Raw genomic sequence first — 21560 nt, forward strand, 5'->3', positions numbered from 1 at the left:
ATACCCCTCAGCAGGCCCAACGGCAGCAAGAGCCTGGCTGCGTCTCTGCCTCAACGCTGCGCGCTCTCAAGCAGGGCGGCTGAGTAACTGCTGTAAATCGCGCAGAGCATGTAGTGGCGTCTTGCCCTGACACTGCTGATACAAGCGCTTGATACGCTCCTCCTTGGTGGGCAGGTTGAGCGCGCGGGTGATGCGCAGGGCGTCTGTGAGAACGTAGCAGCAGCTTTCCAGGTCCCCCTGAGCATAGTAGGCATCAGCCTCAGCCAGCAGCAAATTCAACTGCCAGCGTGTCATACCTGGTTGCAGATGCTTGCGCGCCACGCCGAGAGCTGCCAGCGCCTCATCGTGCCGACCGAACATCGTGAGGGCCTGGGCCTTCTCGATGGCGATGCTGGTCAGATCCGTTCTAACGAAGCTGCCGTCGGGGGTCAGATCCCCTTTGCGTGCAAGGCGGGCAGCCTCCTCGAAGTAGCGCAGGCTCTGCTGTTGCCGGCCCTGATCTGCTCCGGCCACATAGCTGAGAGCCTCCCCAGCCATCTGGAGGCACTTGCCTTTGAGGGGGTCACGGGCGAGGTCGGCATACGGTAAAGCGGCAGCAGCATCCTGCCAGGCAGACTCGTAGCGTTGCAGGCCCAGATAGACCCGAGCACGCCGTAGATACGCCGCCGCCAGCAATTCAGCATGGTTGAGCCGACCGGCAATCTCAACAGCCTGGGTAGCATATTCCAGAGCCTGGGCCCGGTCCTGGCGGTCACGCGCCACGACCGATGCAAGCTGATAGAAGCGGCAGCGGAGTGCATCGTACTGATCCCGCTTGAGGCCGCTGGCGTGGGCAAAGTCGCTGTTGAGCTGTCCGAGCGCCTGCTGAATGCTCTGGGCGGCCTTCTGGATGCTGCTGGTGTAGTAGAGTTCCCAGGAGAGAGCCAGCAGGCTTTCGTAGGACTGCATCATCTGACCACTGGCCAGTGACTCGATCCCCACGGAAGAGGAAGCCAGTTCCAGGGTTCCATCGCTGCTGGCGAGCGCGACGGAAGACAGACCGAGCAGAACGGGCGGGATCTGGAGCACTTTGGCCAGCAGGATGCGACGGGAAAGCAGCTCTGGCATCGTCTTATTCTTCGGACTCTTGAGCATGGTGACGTATCTCTCTGTGCACTGTAATCGGCGTGCTAGTTCCTCTTTCGAGAGGCCGCTGAGCGCGAAATAATAGGCAATGACTTCCCCCGTGCAGGGCAGATTATTCTCCCCTGGACTAAATCGCCCATACACATACCACCAGTAGTATGGTTGTTCCATACAACTCGCCTATCTTCCAGATAGAAGCGCCTCCTGAGCACAGTATAGCTACTCCGGGCAACAATTTCAATCATGTAATGAGGTAGGAAGGAAAAGAATTTTCCTTTTTGGGCAAGCACCGATTTACTCCTCACTTAGATTGCACTATGTTAGATGTAGCACTGTAAGTAAGAGCACTTAAATACAGCACGCTTGTTTAGAGATAAGCGGAAAGGAGGCATAGACATCATGCGCCCAGGACCCACCATTCTCGTGGTTGACGATTCGCTGGTCTGTCGGACGGTGCTGCGCGTGGCCCTCAGCCGCGCCGGCTACCAGGTCCAGACCTGCAGCGACGGCCTCAGCGCCCTCTCAGCGCTGGCCAGCCCCGGAGCACCCCCGCCCGATCTGCTCCTGCTCGACTGGCTCCTGCCCCATCTTTCCGGTCTCCAGCTCACCTATCTCCTGCGCCACCAGACCCGCTATCCCCAGTTGTCCCGCCTGCCCATTCTGATGCTGAGCTGCCGTCACAGCACCCTCGACCGCCTCAAGGCTCGCCTGGCCGGCGCCTCCGCCTTCCTGGCCAAACCCTTCACCATTGCCGACCTGCTCGCCACCGTGCAGCACCTTCTCACCTTCGCCCCTCCTCACCTGCCTCCCTTGCCGCTCCCCCCTTCCGCTCCACCTCTCCCCCCGGCTCCCTGGTCGCTTTCCCCTCCCTCGTTCTTCCCTTCATCATAGACAGCTTGCTTGCTCATCCCGACAAGACGATGTTCGTTTCTACCTGTATTCATGCACTGAAGGAGGAAGACACCTTATGACTCTCACCTGCCGGCCCAGGGCTGACCGCCGGTGGCGACGGCCCCTGACCCCGCGCCAGTGGCAGATCGTCCTCTTGCTGCGCCGTGGCCTCTCCCGCCAGGCTGTGGCCGCCCAGCTGGGCCTTGCCCCTCACACCGTCGCCGTTCACCTCTCCCTGTTGCGCCAGCGTCTCTGTCTCTCCCGCCACAGCGATCCACTCGCGCATGTCCCCTGGGAGCAGTGTCCGCCCGCACTGCTGCCGCCCGAGGGGTTGCCTCCGCTGCCTGGCAAACCAGCAAGCCAGCCCGAGGCGCCCACCCTCTCCGAACGGCGCTCATCGCCGGCGCTCAGACTGCGCGGACTGCGCCGCTGGCAGGTGCTGCTCTTGCTCCGGGCCGGTCTGACGACCACGGAGGTGGCCAGACAGTTGGGGCTGAGCCGCAACACGGTCTATGCGCATCTGGAGCAGATCCACGCCCGGCTAGGGCTGGGGCCAGCGCTATCGCGGCTGGCCGTTCTGGACTACGTTCCCTGGGAGCAATGTCCGCCCGAGCTGCTCGCCTGGTGTCAGGATGAGCTACGCCGTCTGGGTCTGCCAGCCCAGGTAGCTGTGTCGACCGGAGAAGAGGCATCAGATGCAAAGGAGGAAGCCAGTCATGAAGATCCGCCAGCAGCCCGGGTCTGGCGTTAAGCTTGAGCTGGTGCGACGTCTGCGGGAGCAGGAGCCGACGCTGGCGCCCGTCTCCAACGAACAGGGCGAGTCGCCGGCAACCTGGCGGCATCTGGAGGAGGCGGTCGCGACCCTGGGTCAGGCTGAGGAGCAGGCCGAGGCGATGGAGCATGTGAGCGAGGTCTGGCAGGCCATCGCGGCGGCGCGGAGCCACCTGGCAGGACTGCCGCCAGCGCGGGCCTGGCAGATCCTCCTCTGGCCCTTCCGCCGCGAGCTGGCCGCTCTGGCTCTGGCCTCCTCGCCGGACGAAGACGCTGGGGATGAGGCGCCGGCCTGCGCTCTGCTGCAGACTGCCGACGGCCCGCCTGACATCTCCGCTTGGGCCGAGGAGGACCCGCCAGACCAGGACGCCGCGACGCGCCACGTCGGTGACTGGCCACGTTTCGTGGAGTCAGGCTGAGCTGAGACGGGCTGGCGTCCCGATCTGGCGGGCCGGTTGGTTGGCCTGCCGGGTAGACTACTCGCTCTCGAAGCCGAAGTCGGAGAATTTCAAGGTACGACAGTTCTCCTCGACGACCTGACGCTTATGGGCCGGGAAGCCGTCGGGGAAAGTGGCCTGGATCTCCAGGGTCACCTCAACTTTGGCCCCGGGCAGACTCAGCAGATGCTGAATGACCTCGCTGACGATGGTGTGAGCGCTGCTGGTGAGGTGCCGCGGATCGACAGAAACGGCCCCGTAGAAGCGGCGCTGTGGTGGCTCGGTGGCGACCGTTGCTGAGCTGCCAGCGACTGTATAGGCGGTGCTGGCCGACTGGCTCTGCTCGTAGAGCGTAGCAGGTGAAGTCTGTAGCGCCGGCGCGGTCCCTGGCGCGCTGCCAGCGGGAGCGGGGGCGCTCAGGGTGCTGGCTGCCGCCTGGGCCAGGCGGGCACGCTCAGCCTCGGCTCTGGCGCGCGCCTCGGCCTCTAGCTGGGCGGCGGCCACCTCCGCCTTGACCACCAGGCCGGAAGGCTGCACCTGCTCTTTGCTCATAGGCTGACCGGCGCGCAGCCCCAGGTAGCGCTGACGCTCCTCATCCCAGGTGTCGGCGTAGGCAAAGCTGTCGTCGCGCCACTGGGCCAGGCCCACGCCCTCGGCGATGGCCTGTAGCAGGACCTCGGGACTCTTGAGGCGCTTGAGATAGAGATAGCGCCCGTAGAAGTCCTGCAGCTCCTTGACGCTGACGTGGTTGCCGCGCCAGAGCGGGATGCTGTCCAGCTCCCGGCGCAGCCAGGTTGGCGCGTAGCGCTCGACGAGCTGTTCGCTCTCGCGCAGGATAGCGCTGATGGATAGCGCGATTTGCTTCGGCTCCTGGCCGGTCATCTTGAGCTGACGCTCATCCAGGAGGATGCTGCTGCTGTCGCGGGCGTTGCTCTGCTCGGGGATGAGCAGCCAGCAGTAGCTTTCGGTGATGCGCAGATCAACGGTCTGGTTGGCCTCCTTCTGCTTGCTCTGGGCCTGATTGAGCTGGGCCAGGTCCAGATTGAGGCTCTCACGATCGTCCCAGATGCCTTTCCAGGCCAGAAACTCGCGCACGCCCTCCTTGAGGCCCTCGATTCGGTGGCGATCGGCGGCCAGGAAGATCAGCGTATTGCAATACTGGCGGCGCCCATTGCCGTGCTCCTGGAGCAGGCGCAGGGCCTCTCTGTAGGCCAGGCTGTGGCTATCTTTGGCGCCATGACTAAACTGCGGCTCCAGAATGACCAGGGCGACGCCATTGTTCTCGTCGGGCACCTCGGCGCTGCTGGAGGGAAAGATATGGATGCGGGCAAAGGCTCCGCGCTGTTTGGGGCCGCTGAGGCTCTGGTGCAGGCGCTGCTCAAGCTCCTGGCTGATCTCGTAGTCCTGGACCTGGCGGGCGCGGTCCTGAGCCAGGCGCGTGATGCTGACGCGCGTGTCGTACCAGTAGCGCTGGCCATCGTACCAGAGGTGGGTTGAGCGATTGGAGAGGTGGCCCAGCGCGTCGCTGAAGGCCGAGATGTTTTCGCCGGGCATGACGCAGCCCAGCTTGATCTCGCTGACGGTCAGGCCGCGATTGGGATTGTGGACGGTGGGCGCCGTGCCCAGGAAGAGGGTACGGGCCACGCGCCGGCTGGCGCCGCAGTGGCCCAGGTTGGGATACTCGCCGTCGAGGCGCAGCGGCAGCGAGTCAGGCCCGTCGACGTCCCTGGCGATCACTGGACGCCAGTTGTCTTCCAGGTAGTGCATCAGCTCGTCCTGGACGATGGGGGCGTCGATGGGGACGCTGCCGGGCATGATGAGCGGATTGGGGTCGTTGCGCTCCCAGAGCGTGCGCACGACGCTGGCCATCAGGCGCAGGACGCCGCGCGTGCGCTGGAAGCGTTCGAGGGTCGACCAGGCGCCGTAGAGGCGGTCGAAGAGTTCGGGATGGATGGGGTAGGCGCGCCTGATGCGGTCTTCGTAGCTGGCTTCATGGCTGGCGCTGGGAAACTCCTGCTGGTACTGCTCGTAGAATTGGACGAAGGTGCGCGCTACGGCGTCGCGGGCCTTGAATCGGTCGGGAGTGACCAGGTCTTTAAAGAGGCGCCGACGCACGATCTCAAAGCTCTCTTCGGGACTGGCAGGACTCCAGGGGGCTTCGATGCGGCCAAAGATCTGGCTCAGGCGGGCCAGGGCCTCTTTGCCGCCCTGGCCGCCGGCTTCGCTGTCGGAGGCGGGCAGCGAGGCGACGAGCTGGACGAGCGGCGTGCTGCTGACGGCCTCGCTGAGGGCCTGAGCAAAGCTGAGATTGGCCTCGAAGGTGCCGGCGGGCAGGTTGGGGTTGTGATAGAGCTGGCGCAGGTGGACGATCCATTCGTCGATGAGGATCAGGCAAGGGGCGGCGGCTGCGAAGATCTCGCGCAGGGTGTCGGAGCCAGGGCTGACGCCATGCCGGTCGGCTTCGGCGACGCGCTCGTAGCCGTCCTTGCCAAGCAACTGCCAGGCCAGTTCTCCCCACAGGGTGCGAATGGTGCAGCCATCCGGCTTGTGCTGGACGTCGCTGGGAGAGATGGCGTGGCCGACGATAACAACGCGCTGGACGCCGGGCAGGCTGCTGAGGTTGACCGCTGACAGGAGGCTTTCGACGCCGGCCAGCTCGGAGGCCGGGTAGCCAGAGAAGAGGTGGTAGAGGGCCAGCAAGGAGTGGGTCTTGCCGCCGCCAAAGTTGGTCTGCAGGTTGATGACGGGGTCGCCGCCCTGGCCGCTGAGGCGGCGCAGGACGTTGGTCAGCAGGCGGCGCAGGCCCTCGGTCAGGTGGGTGCGCTGGAAGAATTCGCGCGGGTCCTGGTATTCGGCTGGGGCACTGCCTTGTACCACCTGGGCCAGGTTGGCGGCGTATGTGGCCAGGCTATATTCGACACCGATGACGTCGGGCCGCGGCGTGATGATGCTGCGCCAGGAGGGCAGCCCGGCGACGCCTTTCTCGGCGACCAGGGCCGAGGTGCGCCGGGCCTGCCGCTGGGTCTGCTCTTCGTAGCGCCGGCGCATCAGCTCAGACATGAGCTGCTCGCACTGATCGGCCTCATTCCTGGCGGAGACCGCTTCGAGCAGGCGCTGTGCGCTGTCGCAGGCGCGGTAAGCGTCGTTGGTGTCGAACGGCTCCTGATGGGCCCAGCGGTTGCGTGTGTCGCGCAGCTCGCTGACCAGGCTGCGCTCAAGTTGTCCCAGCGTCTGCGCAAAGACCTGGTTCCACTGGTCCCACATGATGACGAGCAGGGCCTGGACGTCACGCAGGAGATCTTGATCCTCGGTGATGTGCTCTTTATGCAGGGACTGGGCGGCCTGTTTGCGCCAGTTGGTGCCATAGGTGTTCTGCATCTCGCGCTCGACGAAGGGCTTGAGGCCGTCGCGGAGATAGGTCAGGGCCTGACCGACGTATTCGTGGTTGGTGCGTGGCATATAGGGGGTCGCTCCTCTCCAGTTGCTCGCTTACTAGACGCTCATCAGGCAAACGCCAGGGTCATCGTCTCTCATTTATTGGGAGAGACGGCAGCCAGGCACACTTTTGGCGCCCGGTTCTGCGCGTTCTCCCCCTTCTCTGTGATTATTCTGGCAGCAGGCTCCCCTGTTCGGCAAACTCGCCCCTGCTGTAGCGAAGGGCTTTCTGGTTGATGTCTGGCCAGGCAATGGCCAGGCTGTTGTAGGGCAGGGCCTCCTGGGCCCAGCCGCGGCGCTCGCAGATGCTGTAGAGGCGGTAGGCCAGTTCAAGGGCTGACGCGGCCAGGTCCTGTCTCTGGCTGAGGAGCCTGGCGGCGTGCTCTTCGCCGCCGCCTTTGAGGAGGGCGTGGGCCAGGCGCAGGGTGAATTCCCAGGTGGTGAGTGGCTGGCCGTCGTTGAGGCGCTCGCGCTGGGGCAGGTCTTCGCCGCGCAGCAGGCGCACTTTGCCGCCGTGGGAGTGCACGATGCCGCTCTCGCTCAGGAGCTGGATGGAGATGTTTTTGGCTTTGGAGAGGGTTTCGGCGCTGCCGAAGTCGCCACTGACGAAGCCGAACTGTTCGAACCAGGCGACGGCCCAGCGGGTTTCGTTGTCAAAGTCGCCTTCCTGGGCGGTCAGGATTTCGTCCAGGACGCGGTTGATGAGCTGGAGGGCGGCATGCACGCTGACGGGGCTGCCGTCGACGTCTTCGACGCGGCGGTAGCGGGAGTAGATGGCCATGCCGGGGCCGATGCTGGCCTGGGCCAGGTCGACGGGGGCGATGCCGCCTTGCTGCAGGTGGTGAATGGCCTGGGGCAGCTCCTGGCGCAGCTCGCGCAAGAATTGCTGGCGCGAGGCGATGGGGGCCTTCTCGGGGCGCGGGCGGCAGACGAGCACGATCGAGGAGGCTAGGGCATTAGACGCTATAGCGCGTGTGCGATTAGATCTTTCAGTACGGATGGGCCAGGTGCCGGTGATGGTGAAGCCGGCGCTGATCAGGCCCTCGAGCATGGTCTCCCAGCCGGTGGAGGCCACCAGGGCCGTACCGTTCTGGCCGTTGGCGGCTTGTTTGCCGTTGCGGCGCCGGGCCGCACTCTGAGGAGCCTGGCCCTCCTTGGCGGCCTCTGCCTCGTCGCCTGCCAGTGGCTCGGCTGCCTCCTCCAGCTCCTCGTCAGGCGCCTCGTCCCCGGCCTGCTCGACCTCGGCCTGCTTGAAAGCGTAGTAGAGGGTCAGGGGATAGTCGGGATGCTGGGCGGCGCGCAGATTGGCGAAGACGCGGCGCAGGCCTTCCTCGAAGAAGCGGCGGGCCTGGTCTTTGTCGCCTCCGTGGCGGTAGGGCGAGGCGATCAGCTCGCTGCCCTTGGGAGTGAGCAGGGTGGCGAAGAGGTCGGGATAGATTGGAGCCAGGCTGCGCCGCAGCCAGACGTAGAAGAAGTCTGAGAGGTCGGCGTAGCCGACGTTGTCGTAGTAGGGCGGGTCGGTGGAAATAAGGAGCTGGGCAAGGCCGTCGACCGCCGCGCTGGCCTCGCACTGCCTGGCCACGCCGCTGGCGATGCAAGGGATAGCTTTGATGACTTTGGAAACCCAATCGATGGCTCCCATGAAGTTGCCACTACCTGTGCTGAAGGGGTTGGCCTCCGCGAAGTCCCATACCATTGACAATGTCTGAAGATTAAAGGTATGGCCAATTGTTTCCCCATCGCTGTCAATAACCCACGAACATAACGTGGACCAATAATCTGCACAACGGTCCACGGCCAGCGCCAGGTAGGTGGCCAGAGCGTCGGCATAGGCGACGGGGCCGCTGCCGCCCTCGCGCAGGGGGCGCTCATCGCCGGAGATGGCAGGGTCCAGCTCGCCCCAGGCGGCGCGTGCCTCGGCCAGCACCCGTTCGCGCGCCTCGGCGATCAGGTCGCTGAAGGTGGTCAGGGCCACAAGCTGGCGCGGCGTGAAGAGGTCGCTGTGGCGCGTCATACCATACTGCTGCACTCGAAAACCCAGAGCCTTGTCTGGTAAAAAGGTCTGAGGCGGGTTCAACGGCGCTGCCTGCGCGGCAGTGGCCTCCTGCTCTACGTTGGGAGCCAGATAGAGGCGCCCGCCCGGTCCATCGGCCACGATTGCCATGAGCTGGGCGCCCATGCGACCGGCACGTCCCTCGGTACGGATATGACTGAAGCCCACAGGGGTATCACAAACCACGCAGCGGGCGCCGCGGAGGTTCACCGTCCCCGCCGGCGGCTCACCCTGGCCCGTGTCTCCTGTGTGCACCACAAAGCGCACCCGCGGCGGCCTGCTCTCGCGCTCCACCAGCGGCTCCACCCAGGCCTCATGCCCCCGCTTCTTCGAGAGCCAGAACGTGCGCACGAGCGGCATCTGAGCCCCGCAGGCCGGATTTGGACAGGTCACCGTGCGCGCCCACAGCCAGGCGATGACCGTCGCCTCGCCGTTGCTGTGGCTGGCCTTAGTGGTCTGACTGGGCTTTCGCTTCCTGTTGGCGGCGGGCCTCTCTTCCAGCGCTGGCGTCGGCAGAGGCACGCGCGGATAGAGGTGGCCGATGCGCCGCTCGGCCTCATCGCGCAGCCAACGCCCATAGGCGCGAATATCGGCGGCCAGCCCGCGCGCCCCCTCCCACTGACCCGCGAGCAGAGCCTGACGCGCCTGCGGATGAACCGGCGGGCGCCCGGCGAAGCGCGGCGGGATCTCGATCAGCGCCTTATTGATGAGCACAGCCACCGGATTGAGATCGCCGGCATGAGCCTCCAGCCCCAGGCGCAGCGCCTCCAGCGGAATCGAGCCGCCACCGGCAAAAGGATCGAGCACGGGAGGCGGCGCCCCGTTCGTCGCGCGACGGATCTCCTCGCGGGCCTGCGCCAGCACCTGCTCATTGGTTGTATTCTCCCAGATGACCAACTGGCGGATCAGTTCGAGAAGCCGCTCGCGCTCCTGCTCCTGGCTGGCCTCATTGGGAAAACGCTCCGGGTGGGCCGACGGATCGTCCACCAGCGAGGCAAACAGGACGGCCCGGCAGGCCGCCAGAGGCCGACGGGCCCACCACAGATGCAGCGTCGAAGGATGACCATGACGCAGCGACTTCTCCTTAGAGGAAGCCTCATTAATAGCCTTCAGCGGCAGCGCCACCTCAATCAACTTCTTCTTCAGCGAATCACTCATCGCAGACGCTCTCCTTTTGCCAAAAGATCAGCGATCTTATAAAAAACCCCGCAGGCCAGCCGATCAGGAGGCTGCTCAAAAGGCTGGCGCACATACCAGACCGCGCACTGCGAGCCCTCCACCAGCACCAGCGCCAACACAAAGCGCTCCGGCTGATTCAGCGCCGTCAGAATCTCATTGCGCGTCACAAACACCGTCGCCGCCCCTTGCGTCCGACCCTTCACCTCAAGAAAGCGCAGCGCCCCCGTCTCCGGCACACGCGACTCGATATCATAGCCCCGATTCTCGCGACTCACATCGCGCGGCTCATAGCCCAGCGCCCGCTCCACCTCCATCACCGCCGCCATCGCCAGCCGCTCCACCTCGGGATTGCGCTCCAGCCCAACCTCATCCTCCGCATCCGCGCCCGCCCGCTCGGAGCCAGCCGCCGTCTCTTCCACCAGCGCCCGCCGACGCTCCGCCAGCAGACCCGCCGGCACCACCAGCGCCGCCCCCAGCACCCGCGGCGGCAGCGGCGTCAGCGTCCGCTCCCGCTCCAACTCCTCCATACGCGAATTCAGGCGCCCCTCAAGCTCCCGACAGCGCTGACGAGCCTGTTCCGCATTCAAGCGCGCATTCACCTTCCCCTGCCGCTCCGCCTCCGCCAGCTCAGCCGCCCGCTTATCCCAATAAATGATCTCCTGCATCAAGCGCTCGTGCACCGCCTGCCGCACCCGCTCCACCTGCTCCAGCCGTTGGCGGCGCACCTCCTCCAGATAGCGCGGCACCAGCTCGCGGATCGCATACGAGCGCGCCCGCTCCTCCAGATCCTCCTGCAGCCAGCGAGCCGCCAGCACATCGGCCAGCACCCCTTGCTCATCTTCTTTCAGCGCGCGGTAATCCAGGAAAGGCGCATAGCCTGCCGGCTGCATCTCCCCCCGGGCAGTGCACTCCACAAACAGCAACTGGCGCGCCGCCACATGGCGCATGCCCGAGGCATCGACGCGGCCATCCTGAATCGTCATCTCCAGATAAAAGAGCACCCGCGGCTCCCGGCCCCCATCCTGCTCATCCAGCAAGATCGCCCCCTGCTGCAACAGCTCCCGATCCTCCTCCAGCACCAGATTCAGCACCGCCTCCAACAACGGATGGCCCGGACACAACAACTCCGCCGGCGGCTTCCCCGGCAGCGTCATCAGCTCCTTCTCAAACGTCACCCGCTCATAGCGCGGCAACAGTGCCCGTCGCAGACCCGCCGGCGAGCGCTCACGGATACGCTGCGGCACATGCGTCAGCTCATAGCGGCCCGGCTCACGGCGATAAAAGCGGCCCCCGAAGCGCTGAAAGGCCGTCAAGAAAAAGGAGGCCACAAAATGCGGCTGCAAACGCCGCGCCTGGGCCCGCTCCATCTCCTCGCGCACCTGACGCACCCGCACCACATCCCAGACCTCATGCGTCAGCGCCCGCTCCTCAAGCAAGCGCTGCAAATGAGAACGATCCAGGGCCGTCTCCACTGTCTGCTCCAGGCGGGCCCGCACCTCGGGGCGATCCCCATAGCGGATGGCCTCCACAATCAAATCGCGCAGCGAGCGCTCACCAAACTGCAAACGGCCCAGCACATCGAACACCTGCCCACCCAGCGCCTTGCGCTCCTTATCCAGCTTTTCCAGCAAATGATAGTATACCTCGCCCTCGCGCGTATTCAGGGCCACCAGATTCCACAAATGGCAGGGATAGGTCTGCCCGATACGATGGATGCGTCCAAAGCGCTGCTCCAGGCGATTAGGATTCCACGGCAGATCGTAGTTCACCATCAAATGGGCCCGCTGCAAATTGATGCCCTCGCCCGCCGCATCCGTCGCCACCAGAATCAACACCTCCGGGTCCTGCGTAAAAGCCTCCTGAACCTGCCGACGCTCCGCCCGATCCATTCCGCCGTGGATCGCCACCACCGCCTCAGCGCGGCCCAGCAGACCCGTAATACGCCGCTGCAAATAAAGCAACGTATCGCGATGCTCCGTAAAAATCACCAGCTTACAGCGCCGGCCCTCAGCATCAAACATCGCCTGCTCATGCTGAAGCAAATCCGACAACTGCTCCCACTTACGATCACGGCCACTGCGGCGCACCTCCTCAGCCAGTTGCTCCAACTCCCGCAAGCGCTGAATCTCCTGCTCCAACTCGGCCATTGTCCGCGCCGCCGTCGCCAGATCCACCACCCTCTCCTCCACCTGCTCGCGCTCAGCATCTGGAGCATCCTCCTCCAACTCCGCCAGCTCCTCCTCATCCAACAGCGGCACCTCCTCGGGCAGCTCCACCGAAGCCATGAGCCGCTGCTGGTGCAGCTCCGCAAGGCGCCTCTCCAGACGCGAGCGACGCCGATGCAACGACTGATAAATGGCCTCCGGCGACGAAGCCAGCCGGCGCTGCAGAATCGTCAGCGCAAAGCCCACCGTTCCCTTGCGGCCCCCCTGCAAAGCATCGGCGCGATTAAACTCCAGACGCACATACTCCGTCACCTCCCGATAGAGCCGCTGCTCCAGAGGAGAAAGCTCGTACGCCAGCGTCGACGCATAGCGCTCCGGAAAAAGCGGCTTCCCCTCGAAGGTATAGAGCTGCTCCTTTAACAAATGACGCATCAAATCGCCAACCGCCGCCGGCTTCACCCCAAAACGGATACGGCCCGCGAAGCGATCGGGATCGAGCAAGCGCAGAAAGAGCTGAAAATCCTCATCCTTGCCATTATGCGGAGTAGCCGTCAACAGCAACAAATGCGACGTGCGCGTCCCCAGCAACTCACCCAAGTGATAGCGCTTCGTATACTTCACCTCATCGCCCACGAACGTCGCCGACAGCTTATGCGCCTCATCGAAGACCACCAGATCCCAGGACGTCTCTTCCAGCCAGGGCCGCAAAGCCTCATTGCGCGCCAGCACATCCAGGCGCGCAATCAACAGCGGCATCTCCAGAAAGGGATTAGCCGCTAAAGAGGCCGCTGCCCGCTCCTTCGTCCAAATCTCAAACGGCAACTGAAACTTACTCTTCAGCTCATCCTGCCACTGCTCCACCAGATTGCCCGGCGCCACAATCAAGCAGCGCTGCAAGGCGCCACGTAGCTGCAGCTCCTTAATCAGCAGGCCCGTCATAATCGTCTTCCCAGCGCCGGGATCATCCGCCAGCACATAGCGCAGCGGCTGGCGCGTCAGCAGCGTCTCATAGACCGCCGTAATCTGGTGCGGCAGCGGCTCAATCAGCGACGTATGGACCGCCAGCAACGGATCGAACAGATACGCAAGGTGAATGCGAAAGGCCTCCGAAACCAGACGGAAGCGCTCCCCATCGGCCTTGAACGACCAGCGCTCCTCAGCGGGCACCACCGTCAACTGAGCCAGCCGATCGGCGTAGAGCAGCTCGGAACCAAGCTGGCCGTTAGCATCGCGATAAACCACCTCAACCTCATCCGGGCCATGCGGCTGAACCGCAAGCAGGGTCACCACCTCATGGGGACGCAGCCCCCGCACGCGCACATTGGGATAAAGCTCATTCACGGCAGCCATCGGAGACACACCTCTCTCCAACCTGACAGCGAACAAGAGGAGCGAAAATCATAGGCCATCGCCCATGCCTGCCTTTCCTCTCCTCCCCTGTCGACCGAGCACTCGCGCGCTCCTTGTCTCACAAGCGAGCCTGAAGCCACCGGGAGCCAGGCAGCACAGATGGCACCAGCCAGCCGACCCAGGTCCCCAAGTCGGGCCAGCCCAAAACCCACAGACTGACAACCAGCCAGAGACCGAAACAGCGCTTCCTGGGAAAGCAAGCTGCACCTGGGGGAGAGCCTCCATCACATCAACACGCGATCCTATCTAGCGATTGGATGGCCATTGCATACAAAAGAACGAAGCCAGGTGTGCAAAAATGCGGGCGAATTTGCTCACCATCGAGCACTCCAGATGATACGGCATAGAGCGCACGACGGCAAGGAGGAAATTCGGCAATAGAGAGGAGAGCTTTCTCAACCCCAGCCACCAAACCCAGAGGAGGGCCAGAACAGGAACGCCGTGGCACCGGCGGCGGCCCCATTCTGGCCCCAATTCCAGCAGACCAACCGAGCTGACAGAAGAAAGGCTACGGTTACGAAGGAAGATGAATCTGCGACCCGCGCGCCCGCGCCAGCTGCTCCTCCAGCCAGCCCACCACCACCTCCAACCCCTCGCCACTGCGCAAATTAGTAAAGACAAAAGGACGCTCCCCACGCTGACGCCGCGTATCCCGCTCCATCACCTCCAGCGACGCCCCCACATACGGCGCCAGATCAATCTTATTAATCAAGAGCAAATCCGAACGCAGAATCCCCGGTCCCCCCTTGCGCGGCATCTTCTCCCCCTCCGCCACATCAATCACATAAATCCAGACATCCACCAGATCCGGGCTGAACGACGCCGCCAGATTATCCCCACCACTCTCAATCAGCACCAGCTCCAACCCCGGCAGACTCGCCTCCAGATCGGCGATCGCCTCCTCGTTCATCGAGACATCATCACGGATCGCCGTATGCGGACAACACCCCGTCTCTACACCCCGCACCCGCTCCGCCGGCAGCGTCCCCTGCCGCAGCAAAAACTCCGCATCCTCGCGCGTATAAATATCGTTCGTCACCACCGCCAGATTATAGCGATCGCGTAGACGCCGACTCAGACAATCCACCAGCGCCGTCTTGCCACTGCCCACCGGCCCCGCAATGCCCACCCGAAAAGCTCGCCGCTCCTGCTGCTGTTGCTGCTGATACACCTCAGACATAGCCTCGCCCTCCTTCAGGCAGGAGAGCCATCCTGAACTCTCCCGCACTTGTACTGGAGTAGAGATACAAAAAGTAACACATAGCACAATAATCGATACAATCAGAACAAAAAGTAACGCTGGGCCAGGGGCAACACCCGCGCCGGCTCGCAGGTCAACAGCACCCCATCGGCGCGCACCTCATAGGTCTCAGGATCGACCTCGATCAGCGGCGTCGCCGTATTATGCACCAGATCCCGCTTGCCAATCGTGCGGCAGTTCTCGACGGCCACCGCCCGCTTGCGCAGGCCCAGGCGCTGCGGCACCTCGGCCTCCAGCGCCGCCCGCGACACAAAGGTCAGACTGGTCTCCGCCACCGCCGCCCCGAACGAACCGAACATCGGGCGATAGAGCGCCGGCTGCGGCGTCGGAATCGAAGCGTTGGGATCGCCCATCACACTCCAGGCGATGAAGCCCCCCTTGATGACCATCTCGGGCCGCACCCCGAAGAAGGCCGGCTTCCACAGCACCAGATCAGCCAGCTTCCCCGGCTCGATCGACCCGATCTCATGCGCCACCCCGTGCGTAATCGCCGGATTGATCGTATACTTGGCCAGATAGCGCTTGACCCGAACATTATCGTTGCGCCCCGAATCCTCGGGCAGCGGGCCGCGCTGCACCTTCATCTTATGGGCCGTCTGCCAGGTGCGCAGAACCACCTCACCGATGCGCCCCATCGCCTGCGAATCGCTCGACATCATACTGATCACGCCCAGATCATGCAGAATATCCTCCGCTGCAATCGTCTCCGGGCGAATGCGGCTCTCCGCAAAGGCCACATCCTCCGGCACCTGCGGATTGAGATGATGGCAGACCATCAACATATCCAGATGCTCAGCCAGCGTATTGACCGTATAGGGCCGCGTCGGGTTCGTTGACGAGGGCAGCACATTGGGCAGCCCGGCCACGCGAATAATATCGGGCGCATGGCCGCCGCCAGCCCCTTCCGTATGGTAGGTATGAATAGTGCGCCCGGCAATGGCCGCGATCGTCTCTTCTACAAAGCCGCTCTCATTCATCGTATCCGTATGGATCGCCACCTGCACATCGCAGATCTCAGCCACCCGCAGACAAGCATCGATGGCCGCCGGCGTACTGCCCCAATCCTCATGCAGCTTCATCCCGCAGGCTCCGGCCTGAATCTGCTCCAGCAGCGGCTCCTCCGCGGCGGCGTTCCCCTTGCCCAGAAAACCAAAGTTCAGCGGCCAATGCTCCGCCGCCTGCAGCATGCGCGCCAGATACCAGGCCCCGGGCGTACAGGTCGTCGCATTCGTCCCCGTCGCCGGTCCCGTTCCGCCGCCGATCATCGTCGTAATCCCATTGGCCAGCGCCTCATAGACCTGCTGCGGCGAAATGAAATGAATATGGCTATCGATGCCGCCCGGCGTCACAATCAAATGCTCGCCGGCGATCACCTCGGTACTGGCCCCGATCACCAGCTCGGGATCGACCCCCTCCATCGTATCGGGATTGCCCGCCTTCCCCACCTTCACAATGCGCCCATCTCTGATGCCAATATCGCCCTTGACGATCCCCCAATGGTCGAGCACAATGGCATTGGTGATCACCAGATCCAAAGCTCGCAGCTCGCCTGCCTTCCCCTCGCGCAGTGCCTGGCTGTTCTGCCCCATCCCATCGCGGATCACCTTCCCGCCGCCAAAGGTCACCTCATCGCCATAGACCGTGTAATCATGCTCGATCTCGATCAGCAGGGCCGTATCGGCCAGGCGTACGCGGTCGCCGACCGTCGGTCCATAGAGATCGGCATAGGTACGACGTGGCAACGAGAAGCTCATAGCTTGCCCTCCTCGCCAGACCGCTCGCTCTCAGCGTCGGCGGCCTCCCCCGCCGGCTCCGGCGGCCTCGCCTGCAGCGGCCCATTGACCTGACCGCGGTGGCCATAGATCGCCCGCCTGCCGCCGAAGGCCACCAGCGTCACCTCTTTCTCCTCGCCCGGCTCGAAGCGCACCGCCGTTCCCGCGGCGATGTTGAGGCGCATGCCATAGGCGGCGGCCCGCTCAAACTGCAACGCCGGATTAACCTCGAAAAAGTGATAGTGGCTGCCAACCTGCACCGGACGATCGCCCCGATTGCGCACCCGCAGGCGCGCCGTCCGTCGACCAGCGTTGAGCACGATCTCCCCCTCGGCCAACAGATAGGCCCCAGGAGGCAGCTCCTCCAGCCCTGACGAAACCTCGCCTTCCTCTGCAGCTCCCATGACAAGACCTCCTTTCTCCTGGCAGGCAGCGAACGCTAGCGAATCGGATCGTGGACGGTCACCAGCTTGGTGCCGTCGGGAAAAGTGGCCTCGATCTGCACCTCCTGGATCATCTCGGGCACGCCCTCCATCACATCCTCGCGCGTCAGCAGCGTCGTCCCCAGGGTCATAATCTCGGCCACGCTGCGCCCATCGCGCGCCGCCTCCATCATCTCGGCGGCCAACAGAGCCACCGCCTCGGGATAGTTGAGCTTCAGACCCCGCGCCCGCCGCTTGCGCGCCAGCTCAGCTGCCACCACAATCAAGAGCTTCTCCTGTTCACGCAGCGTCAAATACATCGCCCGATAAACCTCCTTTCTTCCTCCTTGCTCAGCTCCGTCAGACAGCAGTGCATCGTTGCCTCAAAAAGCGCATCCAGCAAGATCGATCAATTGATCTTGCGCGGCAGCGGCAGCATCCGCCCATAGAGGCGCAGCCGCGCCCGGCGCCAGAACTCCGGCAAGCCAGCACTGAGCGGCAGCCCCTCCTGAGCCAGGCCGCGCACCACCAGCCCGTCCGCCGGCAAGCGGCCCACGCCCCAGACACAGCCGTCGGGCCGGCTCAGCTCCTGTGCCAGCCCCGCCAGCTCTGCTTCCAGGTCGGCCCAGCGCTGCCGTGGCAGGCCCGTGCGACAAACGTACAAGCTGGCGCAGTAGCGATATGGTCCCAGGCGTGCCAGCGAGAACGGAGACCGCCCATGCGGCTCCAGACGGAAACGCTCGATTGCCAGCGGACACCCGGCGCTCGTGATTGTCAGCAGCAGCTCAAGCCACTCATAAGCAAAGCACTCGCCGCGCGCCACCCGACCCGGCGCCACGATCTCCCACCAGAACAGGCCGGCATCCTCCTCCAAAGAGATCAGCACCTCCTGGCGGTAGCGCGCCCCCGCAAAGGGGATCAACGTATCGGGCAGATGCTCCAATAAAGCCCCGGCGCCGACGTGCACCTGCCAGCGCTGCAGAGCCGGGCGATCCTCGGCGCGCGGACGATAGAGGCGCGTCGCTCCCGTCGAGGTGAGCATTGCCCGCGCCCCAGCCCCGACCTCGATCACCAGCTCGCAGCGATCGCCGCCCAACACACCGCCCGAAAGATTGTGCACATGTACCAGTGCCCCACCCTCGTCTGTCGAGAAAGCGCGCACCACCTGCAGCGGGGGCCGCTGCTCCTGAACGAGCAGCCGCGTCCGGCCCGTCGCCCTCTCATAGCCGAACCCCAGCCGCAGCCAGCCAGCCACCGTCGGGCGAGAGCCTGGCGCGTCAGGCTGCTCCTGGCGCTCTCGCTCATCAGATCCTGCTGCCGTCTCCTCCTCAGTCGCCTCCTCGCGCGGCTCACTTCCCAGCGCCTGCATCCAGATACTCGCTCCTTCCTGGCCTGGCCTGACCATTGCCGTGCCTGCCAACCTCTCCCTCCTCAACCCGCTGCATCGCTTAATGCCCGGTCCGGCTGCACGCGCCGGCCAGGCGGGATGACGCCCCTAGCTGATAAAGAGGCGCGTCTCCAAATACGGATGGCGCAGACTACCCAGCTCCACCAGCGGAGTCCACTGCCACGGCTCCTCACCCCGCTCCAGGCAGTCCCGCGCCTGCTCTGTCACCGCGAGAAGGACCGGTTTCAACTGCCAGAGCAAGAGCATCGCCCGCCGCTGGCCCAGCGGTAACAGGCGCTGGCAGGCCGCCAGCACAGCCGCTAACTGCTGATGCAGAAAGGCCGCCAGCGCCGCGCGTTCCTCGATCCCCAGCAGGCCGCAGAGCAGGCCGGCGGCCAGTGCATAATGGCTGGCCCCGTCCTCGCGCAGGGCCACCTGCTGCACCGAGGTCAGACGCTCGTCGCTGAACCAGCCCTGCACCAAATGCAGCAGGCGGCGCCCCATCATGATGCTGGCCTGACGGCTCTCGCGAGCCAGCTTGAGCGCGCTCAGCTCCGCGTTCAGCGCCCGCCAGCGCAGCACTAGCTCCTCCGGAGAGGATAGCGCGGCCAGACGCCAGCCACGGCCAAAAAAGACCCCTTCCAGCAGGCCCGCCTCCGTCAAATAGGCACGCAAAAACTCCTCCAGCGTCTCCACCGTCAGCAGCTCCTCAGCCACCAGGGTCTCCAGACCAAACGAGTGCGCGCTGCCCCCCACAGGCAGCGCGCTATCGCACAGCTGCAGCAACTGCAAGACCTGCAACGGCTCCAGGTCCAGGCACAACCCATCGCGGGGCGGCCCCGCTAGCGGCGGCTCACCCAGCAAAGCGGCCATTGACACACCTCCTTTCGTTTCCTCGTATCAGGACCACAACGCAGAGCGGGCCAACAAAAAGAGAGGCGGGATGCGGTCGGAGCATGCCATTGGGGAGGAGTGGGCAGGTCAGTTCAGCGCGGTTCACCACGCGGCCTCACAGCAAGCACATCCCACCTCTCTTCTATGCTACGCCAGTCCCCCAAAAACCGACCCACTGGCAGGCGGCCAGCCAGTCCAGTCGGCCTGGCAGTCCTGGCAGCCAACGCAACGACCGAAAGACCAACCAGATGACCGACCGACTGACTGACTGACCGTCGTACCAGCTCTTTGCTTTCCCTCCCGTGGAATAGCGAAGCTAGGCCGTCGCCTTACACAGATCGTGACAATCCTTCTCCAAAGTGCAACACAGCGAACAGATCGTCCCCTCGTGGAACGGACAGAACGTCGTATCGGGAGCCTCATAGGCATCGGCGCAGACCGAGCACTGCAGCAGCGGCAGCTCCCCTTGACCGCTCGTATGGGCCACGACATTCTCGCGCGCGATATAGTACTTTCCGCGCGTCAGCACCGCCAGCAGCGGCGAGAGCACGAAAGCGATCACCAGAGCCAGGAACGGCGAGAATGCCTGCGCCACCGGCCCGAACAGCCCGAAGAAGGCCAGCACCGACAGCACCGAAGCCACCAGCGTCGACCCGAAGCCCACCGGATTAATCGTATACAGGTGCGCGCGCTTAAACTCGATATAGGGAGGACTCAGCTTCAGCAGCGGCTTATTAATCACCAGGTCCGCCACCACGGCCCCGATCCAGGCGATGGCCACATTCGAATAGAAGCCCAGGATCGTATTCAAGAACGCGAACATATTCAGCTCCATCAGCAAGAGGGCGATGCCCACATTGAGAAAGAGCCAGACCACGCGCCCAGGATGGCGGTGCAGCATTCGCGAAAAGAAATTCGACCACGAGAGCGAGCCGGAATAAGCATTCGTCACGTTGATCTTCACCTGGGAGAGCAGCACGAAGAAGGTCGCCACGGTCAGCGCCAGCCACGGATTGGGGATCAGCACACTGAAGCCCTTCAGCAGCTGCTGAATCGGCTGATCGGCCAGTTGGGCCCCCACCTCGGCGAAGATATAGAAGGCCAGAAAGGCCCCGGCCAGCTGCTTCAACGCCCCCAGGATCACCCAGCCCGGGCCAGCGCTCAACACGGCCAGCCACCAACGACCACTGTTCTCGCGCGTCTTGTCGGGCATAAAGCGCAGATAATCGGCCTGCTCCCCGATCTGGGCAATCAACGAGAGCGCCACGCCGGCGCCAGCTCCCACTTCCAGCGGCACCAGGCTCGCCCCCGTTGGGGAGAGTCCGCCGAAGTGCGTCCAGCTTGCAAAGGCGCCGGGGTCCTTCCATAGGATCGCCAGGAAGGGCAGCACATAGAGCACCAGCCACAGCGGCTGCGTCCAGGTCTGCAGCTTCGCCAGCAAAGTCATGCCGAAGACCACCAGCGGAATAATCAGCAGCGCGCACACCAGGTAGGCCCACGGCAGCGGCAGGCCCGTGTAGAGATGGAGGGCCTGGGCCATAATCGAGCCTTCCAGGGCGAAAAAGATAAAGGTAAAGCTCGCATAGATCAGCGACGTCAGGGTTGAGCCAAGATAGCCGAAACCGGCCCCGCGCGTCAGCAGATCCATATCGATGTTATAGCGAGCCGAATAATAAGCGATCGGAATGCCCGTCAAGAAAATCACCACAGCGGCCAGTAAGATAGCGGCCACCGCGTTACTGAAGCCGTGGGCGATAATAATGTCGGCCCCGATGGCAAAGTCGGCCAGGTAAGCGATCCCTCCCAGCGCAGCGCTCGCCACCGCCAGCGTTCCCCACTTACGGAAGGAGCGTGGCGCATAGCGCAGCGAATAGTCCTCCAGGACTGGATTGTTTACTAACAAATTGAAGCGACGCTTCGGTTGATCAGCGGTGGAGAGAGCGGTAGCGGCGACTGGTGTTGCTTCCGTTTCTTCAAGCATGCGCAGAAGCCTCCTCATCTGCTGGCAGCTGACATAACGGGTCGACAGCGGGCGCGCGACCAACAAGCCAGAGCGACGGCTGGGTAATCTGACCAACCGACCAACTGGCTAACGACCTGGGCGCCCGGAGGGCGCTGCGCGCGCGGTGCAGCGCACGGCCCGCAGCCTCGCAGGTGCCGCGCCGTCAGAGCGGCAGCGGACAGAAGCAGCGACCTCGCCTATGAGTGGAGTCTCGACGCGACGCCGCACCAGCTCGCACCATCCCTGGTTACCGCGAGCCACCGGAGGGGAAGTGCTTCGCGTAGCTTCATATAAAGTGCACAGACGGCGCCTCTTTGCGGCCTCTGCAGATCAGTATAATGCCCAAGCACAGGGGA

14 protein-coding genes are annotated in these 21560 nt (G+C 64.0%); 3 read left to right on the top strand and 11 right to left on the bottom strand.

The features are described from left to right. Window positions 1-66: 66 nt before the first annotated feature. Entirely contained in the window at window positions 67-1296 is a 1230-nt protein-coding gene (locus KTAU_RS14360) for a tetratricopeptide repeat protein (protein WP_151729024.1), read from the bottom strand. A 228-nt stretch (window positions 1297-1524) separates the two neighbouring features. Here KTAU_RS14360 and KTAU_RS14365 point away from each other — a divergent pair, with 228 nt between their 5' ends. The 3 genes from KTAU_RS14365 to KTAU_RS14375 all read left to right on the top strand — a co-directional run bounded on the left by KTAU_RS14365 (window position 1525) and on the right by KTAU_RS14375 (window position 3206). Then, window positions 1525-2016, top strand: a complete 492-nt coding sequence (locus KTAU_RS14365) for a response regulator (RefSeq protein WP_151729025.1) — start codon at window positions 1525-1527, stop codon at window positions 2014-2016. A 76-nt stretch (window positions 2017-2092) separates the two neighbouring features. Beyond that, entirely contained in the window at window positions 2093-2767 is a 675-nt protein-coding gene (locus tag KTAU_RS14370) for a LuxR C-terminal-related transcriptional regulator (RefSeq protein WP_151729026.1), read from the top strand. Continuing rightward, window positions 2733-3206 carry a hypothetical protein gene (locus KTAU_RS14375; protein ID WP_151729027.1) on the top strand — a complete coding sequence of 158 codons (474 nt, stop codon included), beginning with the start codon at window positions 2733-2735 and terminating at the stop codon, window positions 3204-3206. Before KTAU_RS14370 ends, KTAU_RS14375 begins: the two co-directional genes overlap by 35 nt. A 57-nt stretch (window positions 3207-3263) precedes the next feature. Here KTAU_RS14375 and KTAU_RS14380 read toward each other — a convergent pair whose 3' ends face one another. The 10 genes from KTAU_RS14380 to KTAU_RS14425 form a co-directional block, all read right to left on the bottom strand. Next, window positions 3264-6683 (bottom strand): Swt1 family HEPN domain-containing protein, encoded by a 3420-nt coding sequence (locus KTAU_RS14380; protein ID WP_151729028.1) that lies wholly within the window; start codon window positions 6681-6683, stop codon window positions 3264-3266. A 145-nt stretch (window positions 6684-6828) separates the two neighbouring features. Further along, complete coding sequence (locus KTAU_RS22000; RefSeq protein WP_228026473.1) at window positions 6829-9870, bottom strand: DUF1156 domain-containing protein; 3042 nt, start codon at window positions 9868-9870, stop codon at window positions 6829-6831. Beyond that, the gene (locus KTAU_RS22175; protein WP_151729029.1) at window positions 9867-13406 is read right to left on the bottom strand and encodes a helicase-related protein; all 3540 of its coding nucleotides are present in this window, start codon (window positions 13404-13406) and stop codon (window positions 9867-9869) included. The genes KTAU_RS22000 and KTAU_RS22175 overlap by 4 nt, the downstream gene beginning before the upstream one ends. A gap of 574 nt (window positions 13407-13980) precedes the next feature. Beyond that, complete coding sequence (ureG, locus tag KTAU_RS14395) at window positions 13981-14646, bottom strand: urease accessory protein UreG (protein WP_069804543.1); 666 nt, start codon at window positions 14644-14646, stop codon at window positions 13981-13983. A 101-nt stretch (window positions 14647-14747) separates the two neighbouring features. Next, complete coding sequence (gene ureC / locus KTAU_RS14400) at window positions 14748-16481, bottom strand: urease subunit alpha (RefSeq protein ID WP_151729030.1); 1734 nt, start codon at window positions 16479-16481, stop codon at window positions 14748-14750. Next, a complete protein-coding gene (locus tag KTAU_RS14405) occupies window positions 16478-16903 on the bottom strand; it encodes an urease subunit beta (protein WP_174844069.1) in 426 nt (141 codons plus the stop codon). The genes ureC and KTAU_RS14405 overlap by 4 nt, the downstream gene beginning before the upstream one ends. 35 nt (window positions 16904-16938) lie before the next feature. Then, the gene (locus tag KTAU_RS14410; protein WP_069804541.1) at window positions 16939-17241 is read right to left on the bottom strand and encodes an urease subunit gamma; all 303 of its coding nucleotides are present in this window, start codon (window positions 17239-17241) and stop codon (window positions 16939-16941) included. Window positions 17242-17330: 89 nt separating this feature from the next. Beyond that, window positions 17331-18290 carry an urease accessory protein UreD gene (locus KTAU_RS14415; protein ID WP_170293304.1) on the bottom strand — a complete coding sequence of 320 codons (960 nt, stop codon included), beginning with the start codon at window positions 18288-18290 and terminating at the stop codon, window positions 17331-17333. Between the two features lie 126 nt (window positions 18291-18416). Continuing rightward, the gene (locus KTAU_RS14420) at window positions 18417-19181 is read right to left on the bottom strand and encodes an urease accessory protein UreF (RefSeq protein WP_069804539.1); all 765 of its coding nucleotides are present in this window, start codon (window positions 19179-19181) and stop codon (window positions 18417-18419) included. Between the two features lie 337 nt (window positions 19182-19518). Continuing rightward, the gene (locus KTAU_RS14425; RefSeq protein WP_151729032.1) at window positions 19519-21183 is read right to left on the bottom strand and encodes a hypothetical protein; all 1665 of its coding nucleotides are present in this window, start codon (window positions 21181-21183) and stop codon (window positions 19519-19521) included. Window positions 21184-21560: the final 377 nt, after the last annotated feature.

This window comes from Thermogemmatispora aurantia, assembly GCF_008974285.1.
GTDB classification, from domain to species: domain Bacteria; phylum Chloroflexota; class Ktedonobacteria; order Ktedonobacterales; family Ktedonobacteraceae; genus Thermogemmatispora; species Thermogemmatispora aurantia.

Coding starts and splice junctions, on each gene's coding strand:
- KTAU_RS14420 (WP_069804539.1), bottom strand. CDS start 19,181: ATGGCCGCTTTGCTGGGTGAGCCGCCGCTAGCGGGGCCGCCCCGCGAT.
- KTAU_RS14410 (WP_069804541.1), bottom strand. CDS start 17,241: ATGTATTTGACGCTGCGTGAACAGGAGAAGCTCTTGATTGTGGTGGCA.
- ureG (WP_069804543.1), bottom strand. CDS start 14,646: ATGTCTGAGGTGTATCAGCAGCAACAGCAGCAGGAGCGGCGAGCTTTT.
- KTAU_RS22000 (WP_228026473.1), bottom strand. CDS start 9,870: ATGAGTGATTCGCTGAAGAAGAAGTTGATTGAGGTGGCGCTGCCGCTG.
- KTAU_RS14380 (WP_151729028.1), bottom strand. CDS start 6,683: ATGCCACGCACCAACCACGAATACGTCGGTCAGGCCCTGACCTATCTC.
- KTAU_RS14425 (WP_151729032.1), bottom strand. CDS start 21,183: ATGCTTGAAGAAACGGAAGCAACACCAGTCGCCGCTACCGCTCTCTCC.
- KTAU_RS14360 (WP_151729024.1), bottom strand. CDS start 1,296: ATGGAACAACCATACTACTGGTGGTATGTGTATGGGCGATTTAGTCCA.
- ureC (WP_151729030.1), bottom strand. CDS start 16,481: ATGAGCTTCTCGTTGCCACGTCGTACCTATGCCGATCTCTATGGACCG.
- KTAU_RS14415 (WP_170293304.1), bottom strand. CDS start 18,290: ATGCAGGCGCTGGGAAGTGAGCCGCGCGAGGAGGCGACTGAGGAGGAG.
- KTAU_RS14375 (WP_151729027.1), top strand. CDS start 2,733: ATGAAGATCCGCCAGCAGCCCGGGTCTGGCGTTAAGCTTGAGCTGGTG.
- KTAU_RS14365 (WP_151729025.1), top strand. CDS start 1,525: ATGCGCCCAGGACCCACCATTCTCGTGGTTGACGATTCGCTGGTCTGT.
- KTAU_RS22175 (WP_151729029.1), bottom strand. CDS start 13,406: ATGGCTGCCGTGAATGAGCTTTATCCCAATGTGCGCGTGCGGGGGCTG.
- KTAU_RS14405 (WP_174844069.1), bottom strand. CDS start 16,903: ATGGGAGCTGCAGAGGAAGGCGAGGTTTCGTCAGGGCTGGAGGAGCTG.
- KTAU_RS14370 (WP_151729026.1), top strand. CDS start 2,093: ATGACTCTCACCTGCCGGCCCAGGGCTGACCGCCGGTGGCGACGGCCC.